Origin of the sequence: Mycolicibacterium hippocampi (assembly GCF_010723735.1) — a bacterium.
Taxonomy (GTDB): Bacteria; Actinomycetota; Actinomycetes; order Mycobacteriales; family Mycobacteriaceae; genus Mycobacterium; species Mycobacterium hippocampi.
Genome location: NZ_BLLB01000002.1, coordinates 5,137,699 through 5,151,138, shown reverse-complemented (window position 1 = coordinate 5,151,138; position 13,440 = coordinate 5,137,699). Strand labels below are relative to the sequence as shown.

The 13,440-nt window shown below is 66.2% G+C and carries 12 protein-coding genes; 5 read left to right on the top strand and 7 right to left on the bottom strand.

The window, feature by feature from the left end:
* Window positions 1-98 precede the first annotated feature (98 nt).
* Window positions 99-1,415 (top strand): NtaA/DmoA family FMN-dependent monooxygenase, encoded by a 1,317-nt coding sequence (locus tag G6N53_RS25715; protein WP_237166641.1) that lies wholly within the window; start codon window positions 99-101, stop codon window positions 1,413-1,415.
* A gap of 4 nt (window positions 1,416-1,419) precedes the next feature.
* Here G6N53_RS25715 and G6N53_RS25710 read toward each other — a convergent pair whose 3' ends face one another.
* From G6N53_RS25710 to G6N53_RS25690, 5 genes are all read right to left on the bottom strand, one after another.
* Complete coding sequence (locus G6N53_RS25710) at window positions 1,420-2,223, bottom strand: GntR family transcriptional regulator (RefSeq protein WP_163893870.1); 804 nt, start codon at window positions 2,221-2,223, stop codon at window positions 1,420-1,422.
* A gap of 102 nt (window positions 2,224-2,325) precedes the next feature.
* The gene (gene ribB, locus G6N53_RS25705; protein ID WP_163893868.1) at window positions 2,326-3,429 is read right to left on the bottom strand and encodes a 3,4-dihydroxy-2-butanone-4-phosphate synthase; all 1,104 of its coding nucleotides are present in this window, start codon (window positions 3,427-3,429) and stop codon (window positions 2,326-2,328) included.
* A gap of 2 nt (window positions 3,430-3,431) precedes the next feature.
* A complete protein-coding gene (locus G6N53_RS25700) occupies window positions 3,432-4,730 on the bottom strand; it encodes an NtaA/DmoA family FMN-dependent monooxygenase (RefSeq protein WP_163893866.1) in 1,299 nt (432 codons plus the stop codon).
* Between the two features lie 79 nt (window positions 4,731-4,809).
* Window positions 4,810-6,066: a tetracycline efflux MFS transporter Tet(V) gene (gene tet(V), locus G6N53_RS25695; protein WP_205390601.1), complete on the bottom strand. Its 1,257-nt coding sequence runs from the start codon at window positions 6,064-6,066 to the stop codon at window positions 4,810-4,812.
* Between the two features lie 168 nt (window positions 6,067-6,234).
* Window positions 6,235-7,056 (bottom strand): enoyl-CoA hydratase, encoded by an 822-nt coding sequence (locus tag G6N53_RS25690; protein WP_163893861.1) that lies wholly within the window; start codon window positions 7,054-7,056, stop codon window positions 6,235-6,237.
* A 106-nt stretch (window positions 7,057-7,162) separates the two neighbouring features.
* On the opposite strand from G6N53_RS25690, the gene G6N53_RS25685 reads away from it, so the two are divergent.
* Genes G6N53_RS25685 through G6N53_RS25675 form a run of 3 tightly spaced genes read left to right on the top strand, consistent with a single transcriptional unit; the run spans window position 7,163 to window position 10,059 of the window.
* Entirely contained in the window at window positions 7,163-8,257 is a 1,095-nt protein-coding gene (locus G6N53_RS25685) for a CaiB/BaiF CoA transferase family protein (protein ID WP_163893859.1), read from the top strand.
* 22 nt (window positions 8,258-8,279) lie between these two features.
* Window positions 8,280-9,032: a 3-hydroxyacyl-CoA dehydrogenase gene (locus tag G6N53_RS25680; RefSeq protein WP_163893857.1), complete on the top strand. Its 753-nt coding sequence runs from the start codon at window positions 8,280-8,282 to the stop codon at window positions 9,030-9,032.
* A gap of 28 nt (window positions 9,033-9,060) precedes the next feature.
* Window positions 9,061-10,059 carry an NAD(P)H-dependent flavin oxidoreductase gene (locus tag G6N53_RS25675; RefSeq protein WP_163893855.1) on the top strand — a complete coding sequence of 333 codons (999 nt, stop codon included), beginning with the start codon at window positions 9,061-9,063 and terminating at the stop codon, window positions 10,057-10,059.
* Window positions 10,060-10,163: 104 nt separating this feature from the next.
* On the opposite strand, the gene G6N53_RS30480 is transcribed toward G6N53_RS25675, so the two are convergent.
* On the bottom strand, window positions 10,164-10,295 hold the full coding sequence (locus G6N53_RS30480) for a hypothetical protein (RefSeq protein WP_159234564.1): 132 nt from the start codon (window positions 10,293-10,295) through the stop codon (window positions 10,164-10,166).
* 107 nt (window positions 10,296-10,402) lie between these two features.
* Window positions 10,403-10,936: a DoxX family protein gene (locus G6N53_RS25670; protein ID WP_163893853.1), complete on the bottom strand. Its 534-nt coding sequence runs from the start codon at window positions 10,934-10,936 to the stop codon at window positions 10,403-10,405.
* A gap of 149 nt (window positions 10,937-11,085) precedes the next feature.
* Here G6N53_RS25670 and G6N53_RS25665 point away from each other — a divergent pair, with 149 nt between their 5' ends.
* Window positions 11,086-13,440 carry an MMPL family transporter gene (locus tag G6N53_RS25665; protein ID WP_163893851.1) on the top strand — a complete coding sequence of 785 codons (2,355 nt, stop codon included), beginning with the start codon at window positions 11,086-11,088 and terminating at the stop codon, window positions 13,438-13,440.

The window sequence follows — 13,440 nt, the reverse complement described above, 5'->3', positions numbered from 1 at the left end:
CGACACACGTCGATGACGCACGCCGGATTGAGTGGTTCCACAACACACAACATCCGGTGGTGGGGGAACCAGGGGTCGGCGTCGGCGAGGAGGCTCGGGTGGACAGCGATCAAAGGATGCACCTGGCCTGGTTTCTCGGCAACGGCTTCGGGGTGCACGACTGGAAGAGTCAGTGGCGCGGCAACGCCGCAACCAGCTGGATGAACGGTGAGTTCCATGTCGATTTCATCCGCGCGCTCGAACGTGCCTGCTTCGATTATCTGATCATCGAAGACTCCGCCTACGTGCCCGATGGGTACGAAGCATCGACGCGTTACTACCTTCAGCACGCACGAGCGGTGCCCAAGCACGATCCGGCAGTGCTGGCCACTGTGATGCTCAGCGCAACAAAGCATATCGGTGTTGTCCCCACGCTGGCGGTGACGGAGTATCAGCCCTACCTGCTGGCCCGGCTGGTCGCGACGCTGGACAACCTGTCCGCCGGCCGGGCGGGGTGGAACATCGTGACGGGTAGCTCGGACCGGGCCGCGCAGAATTACGGCAACCAGGGCCAGCCGGCGCACGACCTCCGCTACGAGATCGCGCAGGAGATGACCGATGCGGTCTGCGCATTGTGGTCGTCGTGGGACGCCGACGCCGTGGTTGCCGACCTCGAGGCCGAAGTCTTCGCTGATCACACCAAGGTGCGACCGGTGGATTTCAGCGGTCGGTTCTTTCGCAGTCGCGGACCGTTGAACACCGCCCCGCCTCCCCAGGGCCGGCCGGCTCTGATCCAGGCCGGCGGATCATCTGCCGGCCGTGAATTCGCCGCCCGGAACGCGGACAGCATCATCGCCGCAGCGACCTCTGTGGAGGAGATGAAGGAGTACCGCGACGACGTCCTCGGCCGTGCGGAAGCGGCGGGGCGAGATCCCGCCGGAGTCAAGGTGTTGTTCCTGTGTACGCCTTACCTGGGGGAGACCCATGCGGAAGCGGTGGACCGCAAGAAGCGTCACGACGACGAGGTCTGGGAAAATCCCGAGGCCGGGCTGGCGGGTCTCGGCTTCATCACCGATATCGATTTTTCGCCCTACGACGTCGACACCCCGCTGCGGGACCTGTCCGCGACGTTCGAGACCAACGGCCACCAGAGTTCGTTGGCTGCACGTCTGGGTGATCCAGGCCGCACCCTGCGAGAAGTCGCGGCGCAGACTCATGCCATCGAACCGGTGGGCACCCCGGCTGAGGTGGCCGACCAGCTGGGCAAGATGATCGGTGAGGTCGGCGGTGACGGTGTGCTGTTCGTGGCCGGGCCCCTCAACCGGCGGGTGGTAGCCGAGATCGCCGATGGCTTGGTGCCGGAGCTACAGGTACGCGGACTCGCTCGGACTTCCTATGGCTCCCCGCACCTACGCGGAAACCTGACCAGCTTCTGAACCTTCAAGCGGTTCGACGGGCGTTGGCGCTGAACGCGACTCGGTCACCGCGCAGGCGGAGCTGCGATAGAGCCCTGGGCCGTCCCTCCTGGTCTTCGAGGACATCCTCGAGCCAGATCAGTGGAGCGCCGATGTCGACACCGATCAGGTCAGCGGTCTCTTCGTCGGCGGTGACGGCGCTGACGGTGGTGCGGCTGGGGCCGATGCGGATGCCGAGCTGCCGCTCCAGGATCGAGATGACGTCCTGACCCTCCGCATCGATACGGCGAGACTGCGACTCGCTCACGCCGATGTAGCCGACTGCGACCCCGATCGTGAGCCCGTCGTGGACCATCAGGCTTTCGATCATCAGGACGTTCCAGCCGGCGGTCAGCCGCAGGCGGTCACGCACCACCGGCGGGCAACCGACCGGCCGGCATTCGATCGTGCGGGACTCGACCGGGGGAGAACAGTCGCCGGGAAGCTGGGCCATCGTCCTGAGCTCATCGAGGGGCAGCAGCAGCGAACCGGTGGCTCGGGTTCCATTCTTTGGTTCGCGGGTGACCAGACCCTCCCGGGCTAGTTGCTGTAGTACGGCTCGCACCGTGCCCCGGCTGGCCGAGAGGGCATCGGTGAGTTCCCGTTCGACAAGTAGCAGGCTTTTGCTCGTCGACAGGATGGACGACCGCAGCAGGTCGTAGGTGCGCCGTTGAGAGTTGTTCAGCCGGTCCGGACTGTGGCGCTGTCGTTGGTAGAGCACGTCGGGACGGATCGACCCGGTATGCCGGAACTTCGGCCTACACCGCCCGTATGGTTCGCCCGCTGACACTGTTCGGTGCTCCCTTCGCCACCCCCGACCCGCACATGGAAGCAGCACATTGTTAACGCAATCTGCCATTGGTGATTCGCCCCGGTTACATCGTGGACTGAATCAGGCAGGCAGTGGCAGTGTTTCGACGACTTCGAGGCCATAGCCGACCAGCTCGGTCCGACCGACCTGATGGTTCGTCAACAGGCGCATGTGCCGCACCCCGAGGTCTGCGAGGATCTGCGCGGCCACCCCCTGATCGCGGGCATCCGTGCCTCCGTGTGGGTCTGCGTGGCCACGTAGGTAGAGCACAACACCTCGGCCCTCGGCTGCAACCATCTTCATCGCATAGGCCAACTGTGCATCGCAGTCGCAGCCCTCGGAGCCGAAGACGTTGCCTATCAAGCACTCGGTGTGGACGCGTACCAGTGTGGGCGAAACCCCCGGCTCCGCAATATCTCCCATCACCAGCGCCAGATGCTCTCGGCCATCGAGTACCGAACGGAAACCGCACGCCCGGAACACGCCGTAGTCGGTGGGCAGTCGGCTGGCCGCCTTGAATTCGACCAGCCGTTCGGTACTGCGTCGATAGGTGACCAGTTCGGACATCGTGACGATGGGCAACCGGTGTTGGGCGGCGAAGAGGCGCAGCCGGGAACCGCGCAGTGCCGCACCGTCGTCGTCGACAACCTCGCAGATCACCGCGACGGGTGGCAGCCCCGACAACCGAGCCAGATCGACGGCTGCCTCCGTGTGTCCTGCCCGGCGAAGCACCCCTCCCTCGACCGCCCGTAACGGGAAGACGTGGCCGGGTCTGTTCAGGTCACTCGGCTTGCTGCTGGGGTCGGCAAGTATCGATATTGTCCTGGCCCGGTCAGCCGCCGAGATTCCGCTGCCGATACCGTTGCGGGCGTTCACCGACACCGTGTAGCCGGCACCGTTGGGATCCTCGTTGAGCGCAACCATCGGAGGCAGATGCAGCCGATCGAGGTCGGTCACGAGCATCGGGACGCAGAGGATGCCACTTGTGTGACGCATCATGAACGCCACTCGATCGGGTGTGGCATGAGAGGCGGCGATCATGAGATCGCCGTCATCGTCCGGGTTTTCAGCGTCGACCACGATCACCATTCCGCCCGACTTCAAAGCCGCGACCCCGACCGCAACCGCGGAGCGGCCGGAGTCGTCGATGCCCGAGTTGCGCGGTCGCGCTTCGATGACCGTCATCCTCAGAATTCGCGCAGGTGGTCGCGCAGCATCGTGGTGGTGTAGTCGCCGCGGGTCAGGCCCCGCTTCTGCAGCGCGGGCACCAGGCCGTCGGTGATCTCGGTGACGTAGCGGCGGTTGAGCCGCATCACCGGGCTGGTGATCAGGAAGCCGTCGCCGCCCACCTGCTCCATCACCGAACCCATCTCCTCGGCGACCTCGTCGGGTGTGCCGACGAACTGGACATTTCCGGTGAGTCCGCTACCCGTCACCAGTTCGCGCAAGGTCTTGTCCTTGCCCCGGGATATGAAGCTCTCCAGCGACCCGCGTTCACCGTTGGTCCACACCTCCGGTAGTGGCTCGTCCAGATCGAACTGGGCGAAATCAATCTCGGTGATCGACGAGATCTCGGCCAACATGTACTCGATGTACAGCGGATCGTTGAACCAGCGATCGCGTTTGGCCAACGCCTCCTCGCGGGTGTCGGCGACGATGGGGGAGACCAAATAGAACACTTTGCAGTGCTCGGGATCTCGACCGTGTGCCGTCATCCGGGCATGGATGTCGTCACGGTAGGCCTTCATCGCCTCGACGCCGTTGGCCGGTGCCACGATGGTGTCCGCGTGCTGGGCGGCCAGCTCCCGGCCCGGCGGCGACGCGCCGGCCTGGGCGATCGTGGGACGGTACTGCGGGGAGGGTGCGGTGTTCAACGGGCCGCGCGACTTGTAGTACTTGCCCACGAAATCGACGGTGTGCACTTTCTTGTAGTTGGCGTATACCCCTGTGGTGTGGTCGCGTTCGACGGCGTCGGGTTCCCACGACTCCCAGAGCTTGCCGACCAGATCGAGGTATTCGCTGGCACGCACATACCGCTCGTCGTGCTCGTAGAGCTTGTCGAGCCCGAAGTTCTGGGCGGCGCGGTCCTCGGCGGAGGTGACGACGTTCCAGCCGAACCGCCCGCGGGCGATGTGGTCGATGGTGCTGCACAGTCGGGCCAGCAGGAACGGCGGGTAGAAGCTTGTCGACATCGTAGGGACGACACCCAGTCGGTCGGTGGCGTTGGCCATCAGCACCGCGAGCGGAACCGGGTCGTGTTTGGGATTCACGCCGTGCTTGAGGTCGTACTCCATGGTGCCGCCGTAGGCCGTCGACACCATGAGCTTGTCCTCGATGAGCACGTAGTCGAACTTGGCGCGCTCCAGGTCGCGAGCCATCTCGACATAGAACTCCCCGGTGAAGTCACGGGCGCCGTCGCCCCAGGTGCCGTTCCATTCGTCGGCGACAAAATTGAGGAACCACGCCAGATGGAACTTCTTGGTCATGCACAGAGCCAAATGGAGCGGCGTTACTGGGGGGTGACGTGCCGGTACCGCAGTGATTGCGCCGCAAACCGGTTGAGGCTCAGCGCAGCGGGTGGGCGAGTTCGTCGCGGCGCATCCTGGCGGCGCACACGGCCACCGCGGCCAGCAGCATCGGTGTTACTCCGGCCACCAGGAAGATAGCCTCCATCGAGACGACCTTGGACAGCGGGCCCACGACCGCGAATGACACCGGCATGAACGCCAGCGACACGAAGAAGTCCAGGCTCGACACCCTGCCCAGCATCGCCGGCGGGACCCGGCGCTGCAGCAGCGTGCCCCAGATGACCATGCCCGCGCCGTCGGTGACGCCGATGACGAACGTCGCCGCGGCCATCAGCGGGAACGACGAGGTGACCCCGACGATCACCAGTGGGATCGACCCGAGGCCCCACATCGCCATCATCACGCTCAGATAGCGGCGCGGTAGCCGCCTCGATGAGACGCCGAGAGCACCCAGCGCGCTTCCCATCCCGAAGAATGCCAGGATGAACCCGTAGGTCTGAGCACCGTGGGTGAACCGCTCCTGGACGATGAAGGGCAGCAGCACCTCGATGGGGCCGAGCACCACCAGCACGAACACGCTGGCGAACAACAGCGTCCACAGCAACCAGGGCGTGCCGAGCACGAAGACCAAGCCGTCCCGCAGGTCCTGCAGCAGCTTCCGCTCAGGCTGTGGTGCAGGAAGTTTCACCGGCGCTCTGGTGGCGACCAGCAGCAGCAATCCCAAGCCGAACAATGCAGCCACCACCGCCGCGCCCAGCGACGGCAGTGTCGCCCCGACCACCAGGCCTGCGACAGCAGGTCCGGCAGCGCGCTGGAACACCGGGCGCACCACACCTTCTACGCCGTTGGCGGCGAGCAGTTGCTCGGCCGGCAGGATCCGCGGCAGCAGGGCGCTGTAGGCCGGGAAGAAGAACGCCGCAGCGATGCCCAGCGCCGCGGCTGCCACCGCCATGTGCCAGATCTGTAGTGCCCCAACAACACCGAGAACGGCCACCGTCGATACCACCGCCGTGTTGACGGCCTGGACGACGATGATGATGCCGCGTTGGCTGAGGCGATCGGCGGCCAGCCCGCCGACCAACACGAACGCGACCAGGCCGGCGCCCAGGCAGGCTGCGACCAAGGACAGCGACACCGGGTCGTTGTCGAGTGCGATCACCTGCAGTGTCATCACCACGGTCCACATGCCCTCGGCGAAGATCGACAGGGATACAGCCGCGATCAGTAGCCGGAATTCGCGGAACCGGAACGGCGCGAGCACACGCCAGCCGGCCTCGGCCACCGGCTGTTCGATCTCGTATTGTGTGCTCACTCACCGATGGTCGCCGACGCCCGGCGTGCGCGTCGAACGATTTTTGGTGCGGGATCCGGAGCCCTCAGCCGGTGAGACTGCGCTGGCGGCGGCTCCCACTCGCACTTCTCCGCCAGGTATGCAATCTCAATGAAAGAGCGGGCTCGCGCCTCAGGAGTCGGTGAAGTTCGCGGTCCTGCGCTGCTGGAAGGCTCTGGTGCCCTCGCGGAAGTCGTTGGACGCCAGCAGCGCCAACTGGCCCTGCTTCTCGAGTTCGAGCGCGCTCTCCAGTTCGGTCAGCGTGGCGGCGTTGACCGCGTCCTTCGTCTTGCGCAGTGCGACCGCCGGGCCGGCCACCAGCGTGGCGATCACCTGGTCGACCGCGGCGTCGAACTCCTCGACGGGATGAACCGCGCTGACCAACCCCCACCCGTACGCGTCGGCCGCCGAGATGCGCTCGGCGAGCAATGCCATTCGCATGGCGCGGATCCGGCCCACCGCCGCGGCGATCAGGGCCGAGGCCCCACCGTCGGGCATCAAACCGATCTTGGTGAACGCCAGCATGAAAAAGGCCTTCTCCGAGGCCAATACGATGTCACACGCCAGTGCCAGGGAGGCTCCGACACCGGCGGCGGCGCCATGCACCACGGCGACGGCCGGCTGCGGGAGGTTCACGATCGCGCGGATGCAGCGATTGGCCGCGTCCAGCACGTCGGCCGGTGTTCCGGCGGCGCCGGGGTTGGAGTGGTCTTCCTCGCTGATTCCCGCGCCGGAGGAGAAACCCCGGCCGGCTCCACCGATGCGGACCACCCGCACCTGCGGGTCACCCGCGGCGCGCTCCAGGGTGTCGGCGAAGGTGCTCAGCATCGGGGCGGTGAGCGAGTTGAGGCTCTCCGGCCGGTTCAACGTCACGGTGAGGACACCGGCGTCCAGTGAGATCGTCAGGTCGTCGAAGCCCGCGTATGTGTTGGCGCCGGAATCGATGGTCGTCATGCACGTCCCCTCATCTGGGGTCGATGCCCCGTGGCCGGTCGACTTGGTTATACAAGTAAGCTATGTCGGCGGTCAACTGAGCGATTCTGATGAAGGGCGGTTTGGCATGGCTGGACCACTGCAAGGGCTGCGCGTCGTGGAACTCGCCGGTATCGGCCCGGGACCGCACGCGGCGATGATTCTCGGTGACCTCGGCGCGGACGTGGTTCGCATCGAGCGTCCGGGAAAGGGTCCCGGACCTGCGACCAAGCCGGGTGGCGACTACCTTCTCCGCAATCGGCGATCGGTGACGGCCAACCTCAAGAGCGACGAGGGTCGCGACCTGGTGCTGCAGTTGGTGGCCAAGGCCGACGTGCTGATCGAGGGCTTCCGGCCCGGTGTCACCGAACGTCTGGGCCTCGGCCCCGAGGACTGCGCGAAGGTCAACAGCAAGCTCATCTACGCGCGGATGACCGGGTGGGGTCAGGACGGCCCGCGTGCCCAGCAGGCCGGCCACGACATCAACTACATCTCGCTCAACGGAACACTGCACGCGATCGGGCGGGCCGGTGAACGGCCGGTGCCGCCGCTGAACCTCGTCGGTGACTTCGGCGGTGGGTCGATGTTCCTGCTCGTCGGCGTGCTCTCGGCCTTATGGGAGCGGGAACGCTCCGGCGAGGGCCAGGTGGTCGACGCCGCGATGGTGGACGGCTCGAGCGTGCTCTCGATGATGATGTGGGCATTCCGCGGGATGGGCATGTGGAGCGACGAACGTGGCGTCAACATGCTCGACACCGGTGCCCCGTACTACGACACCTACACCTGCGCCGACGGCCGTCACGTCGCGGTGGGTGCCATCGAGCCGCAGTTCTACGCCGAGATGCTCACCGGTGTCGGCCTCGACCCGGCCGAGCTGCCCGACCAGAACGACATGAGCCGCTGGCCCGAACTGCGGGCCCGGCTCACCGAGGCGTTCGCCGCCCACGACCGCGATCACTGGGCCGGCGTCTTCGCCGGCACCGACGCGTGCGTGACGCCGGTGCTGTCGTTCGACGAGGTCGAGTCCGAGTCGCACAACACCGAGCGCGACACCTTCTACCGCGAGAACGACTACCTGTACCCGGCGCCCGCGCCGCGGTTCTCCCGCAGCGCTCCGGCCGCGCCGAAGCCGCCCGGGGTGCCCGGAGCTGACACCGAAGCTGTTCTGCAGGAATGGGTTTAAGAATAGAGAAAGGAACCGATCTGTGGAGATCAAAGACGCCGTAGCCGTCGTCACCGGAGGTGCGTCCGGGCTCGGACTCGCGACGACGAAGCGACTGCTCGACCGGGGAGCGTCGGTCGTCGTGATCGACCTCAAAGGCGAGGACGTGGTCAAGGAACTTGGCTCGCGTGCCAAGTTCGTCGAGGCCAACGTGACCGACCCGGAGCAGGTCACGGCCGCGCTCGACGCCGCCGAGGAGATGGGTCCGCTGCGGATCAACGTCAACTGCGCCGGCATCGGCAACGCGATCAAGACACTGGGCAAGGACGGACCGTTCCCGCTCGACTACTTCAACGCGGTGATCCAGGTCAACCTGATCGGCACCTTCAATGTGCTGCGCCTCTCGGCCGAGCGCATCGCCAAGACCGAACCTCTTGGCGAGGAGCGCGGCGTCATCGTCAACACCGCCTCGGTGGCGGCGTTCGACGGGCAGATCGGCCAGGCCGCCTACTCCGCCTCCAAGGGCGGCGTGGTCGGCATGACCCTCCCGATCGCCCGTGACCTCGCCCGCGAGTTCATCCGCGTCGTCACGATCGCCCCGGGTCTGTTCAAGACGCCGCTGCTGGGTTCGCTGCCCGAGGAGGCCCAGGCCTCGCTGGGCAAGCAGGTGCCGCACCCGGCGCGCCTGGGTGACCCGGACGAGTACGGCGCGCTGGCCGTGCACATCGTGGAGAACCCGATGCTCAACGGCGAGGTGATCCGCCTCGACGGCGCCATCCGGATGGCGCCGCGATGAGCGCTTGCGCGAAGAGCAGGGAGCACACATGAGCATCACCACGAAGTTCACCGAGACCTTCGGTGTGGAGCATCCGATCGCCCAGGGCGGTATGCAGTGGGTCGGCCGCGCGGAACTGGTCGCGGCGGTGGCCAATGCGGGTGGCCTGGGCTTTATCACCGCGCTGACCCAGTCGACGCCTGCGGATCTGGCCAACGAGATCGCCAGGACGCGGGATCTGACCGACAAGCCGTTCGGGGTGAACCTGACGATCCTGCCGGCGATCAACCCACCGCCGTATGACGAGTACCGCCAGGTGATCGTCGACGCCGGCATCAAGATCGTCGAGACCGCGGGTTCCAACCCCGCGCCGCACCTGCCGATGTTCCACGACAACGGCATCAAGGTGTTGCACAAGTGCACGTCGGTGCGGCACGCGGTCAAGGCGCAGAGCCTCGGTGTGGACGGCATCAGCATCGACGGTTTCGAGTGCGCCGGGCATCCGGGTGAGGACGACATCCCGGGGCTGGTGCTGATCCCGGCCGCGGCCGACAAGATCGAGATCCCGATGATCGCCTCGGGCGGCTTCGCCGACGCCCGCGGACTGGTCGCTGCGCTGGCACTCGGCGCCGACGGCATCAACATGGGTTCCCGGTTCATGTGCACCGTGGAGTCCTGCATCCATGACAACGTCAAGGAAGCCATCGTCGCCGGTGACGAGCGGGGGACCGAGTTGATCTTCCGCAGCCTGCACAACACTGCCCGGGTGGCCTCGAACGCGGTGTCGCGTGAGGTGGTGGAGATCCTCGCCGATGGCGGTCAGTTCTCCGACGTCAAGGACCTTGTCGCGGGGGTGCGCGGTCGCAAGGTGTTCGATGACGGCGACATCGACGCCGGCATCTGGACGGTGGGCACGGCCATGGGACTGATCAACGACATCCCGACGGTCGGCGACCTGGTCGCACGCATTGTCGGCGAGGCCGAGAGCTTGATCAGCGGGCGACTGGCGGACATGCTGGCACCGGCCGCGGAGAAGGCGACGGTGTAGCCGGTAGATGCGACGCAGACGTCGGGGCGCATCCAGACGGAGCGCACGCCGGCGTCCGGCAACCGATCAGCGAGGAACGCGCGCCCCGGTGGGGCACGCGTTTTTCACACTGCGGTGGGTAGGGCGTGCTCGTCGTCGAGCTGCTCCGCGGTGACTCCCTCTACCAGGACATCGCCGTGGTAGAGAGCCTCGAAGTCAACCTTGATGACATCAGCACTGGTGTCGTCGATCCACATGTACTGAACAGTAACCACGACCATTAAGGAATCTGTGAGCCGCGATTCGGAAAATGGTGGCAATCCTTACCGCTCGGTAGGGTCGGTGAGCTACTGGCTGGTAGCCCTCACGGAGTCGGTGTCGTGAGGTGGATCGGGTTGACGCCGTACAGCGCGACCCAGGTCAGCACAGCTGCCGCGAACGCAATGACCAGCAGCACGACGGCGACCCGCTTCGGCCAGTGCGGACGGTCGAAGGCCAGGCGGTCGACGGAGTAACCGCCCGCCCCGGTGAACAGCAGCGCGAGCGCGCCGACGCCGATCAGGAACGGGATGTTGAACGGTTCGGACCAGAAAGCCGAACCGGAGACATTCACCGACCACGCGCAGAGCATGGAGCCGACCGCGGCACTAGCCGCCAGCGGGGTGAGCGCTCCGAGCAGCAGGCCGATGCCGCCCAGCGTCTCCGCCGCGGTCACCATGAACGCCGCGAACTTCGGCAGCCGCCAGCCGGCATCGGCCATGAACTGGGACGTGGTGGAGAAGTCCATGGCCTTGATCAGTCCGGCCTGAAGGAGGGCTGCGCCCACGCCGAGTCGCAGCAGCAGTAGGCCGATGTCGCCGCCACCAGATGTCGAGGGGGTCTCTTGTTCGGTCGTCATCGTGGACGAATCTATCGCCGGAGCCGAATTCTGTGCAGCGGGCTGGTTCATGATCATGTCGACTCGGAACTGCCCCCAAACTCATCGCACGCCATTGACCCACTAACTTATCGTTGATAACTTAGCGGCGATATCCAAGGAGGGGGCCTGTGCTCCAGCGCATCGCTTCGACCGCCATCGCAGCACCGCGGCGCATCCTCGTCGCCGCGCTGCTGATGATGATCGGCTGCGGAATCTTCGGCGTGCCCGTGACCCAACACCTGTCCGCCGGCGGCTTCCAGGATCCGACGTCGGAGTCTGCCAACGCCACCGCGCTGCTGGTCGACAAGTTCGGTCAGGGCGACATGGAACTGGTGATCAGCGTGACCTCCGCGGATGGCGTCGAGGGAGCCGCGGCGACGGACGCCGGCACCGATATCGCCGCCCGGCTGGAGCGCTCCCCGTACGTCGCGAACATCACCTCCGCGTGGACCGCGCCGCCTGCCGCGACCGCGCCACTGATCAGCGAGGACGGCAGGACCGGCCTGATCGTCGCGGGCATCACCGGTGGCGAGAGCGTCGCCCAGCGGCACGCGAAGGAACTGACGGACGAACTCGTCCACGACCGGGACGGGGTCACCGTGCGGGCCGGTGGCGTCGCGATGACCTACGTGCAGATCAACACCCAGAGTGAAAAAGACCTGCTGACGATGGAAGCCATCGCGATCCCGCTGAGCTTCGTCGTGCTGGTGTGGGTGTTCGGCGGTTTGCTCGCCGCCGCGCTGCCGCTGGCTGTCGGCGCGTTCGCGATCCTGGGCTCCATGGCGGTGTTGCGCGCCGTCACGATGGTCACCGACGTCTCGATCTTCGCGCTGAACCTGACGATCGCGATGGGCCTCGCGTTGGCGATCGACTACACGCTGCTGATCATCAGCCGATACCGCGACGAACTCGCCGACTCCGGCCCTTTGATCGGCTCCGCCGACTCCGGCCCTTTGATCGGCTCCGCCGACTCTGGCCCTTTGATCGGCTCCGCCGAGCGGAACCGCGCGCTGGTGCGCACCATGGTGACCGCAGGCCGCACTGTGCTGTTCTCGGCGATGACGGTCGCTCTGGCCATGGTGGCGATGGTGCTGTTCCCGATGTACTTCCTGAAATCGTTCGCCTACGCGGGCATCGCCGTGGTCGGGTTCGCGGCGCTGGCGGCAATCGTGGTGGCACCGGCCGCAATCGTTCTCGCCGGCGACCGGTTGGACTCGCTGGATGTGCGCAAGCTGCTGCGGCGCATCTTTCGTAGGCCCGAGCCCGCGCCCAGGCCGATCGAGCAGATGTTCTGGTACCGATCGACGAAGTTCGTGATGCGGCGGTCGGTGCCGATCGGTTTCGCGGTCGTCGCGCTGTTGGTGCTGCTCGGTGTCCCGTTCCTCGGCGCCAAATGGGGCTTTCCCGACGACAGGGTGCTTCCCCAGTCGGCGTCGGCACGCCAGATCGGCGACGCGCTGCGGGAGGACTTCGCCGTCGACTCCTCGACGAATGTCACTGTCGTGCTGCCGAGCACAGACGGCGTCCGCCCTGACGCGCTCGACGACTACGCCGCCGAACTCTCCCGTGTCCAGGACGTCTCCTCGGTCTCCGCCCCGGGCGGCACGTTCGTCGACGGAGCTGTGTCCGGTCCGCCGTCGGCTGCCACCGGTTGGACCGACGGCAGCGCGTTTTTCACCGTGGCCAGCTCGGCGCCGCTGTTCACCGACGCTTCCGAGGCCCAGCTCGACCGGTTGCACTCGGTGGAGCCACCCGCCGGTCAGCAGGCGCAGCTGACCGGCCTCGCCCAGATCAACCGGGACAGTGCCGGTGCCATCACCTCCCGGCTGCCGATGGTTCTCGCCATCATCGCCGCGATCACGTTCGTGCTGCTCTTCCTGCTCACCGGAAGCGTTGTGCTGCCGCTGAAAGCCTTGGTGCTCAACGTCTTGTCCTTGACCGCGGCGTTCGGCGCCCTGGTGTGGATATTCCAGGAAGGCCACCTCGGAGCACTGGGCACCACACCCACCGGCACTCTGGTGGCCAACATGCCGGTGCTGTTGTTCTGCATCGCGTTCGGCCTGTCCATGGACTACGAGGTGTTCCTCATCTCGCGGATCCGCGAGTACTGGCTCAAATCCGGGCAGACCGCCGCGGACAACGACGAGAGCGTCGCCCTCGGGCTTGCCAGAACCGGTCGTGTCGTCACCGCCGCGGCACTGGTGATGTCGATCTCTTTCGCGGCGTTGATCACGGCTAAAGTGGCGTTCATGCGGATGTTCGGTGTCGGCCTCACGCTGGCGATCTTGGCCGACGCCACGCTGGTCCGGATGCTGCTGCTGCCGTCCTTCATGCACATGCTGGGTCGCTGGAACTGGTGGGCTCCCAAACCATTGGCCCGGCTGCACGAACGAATCGGCTTCAGCGAGAACGTCGACGACGATCGAGCACCGGGCCCGCCTCCGGCCGGCGACCGCGTCGCATCGGGACGAGAAGCCGGTTAG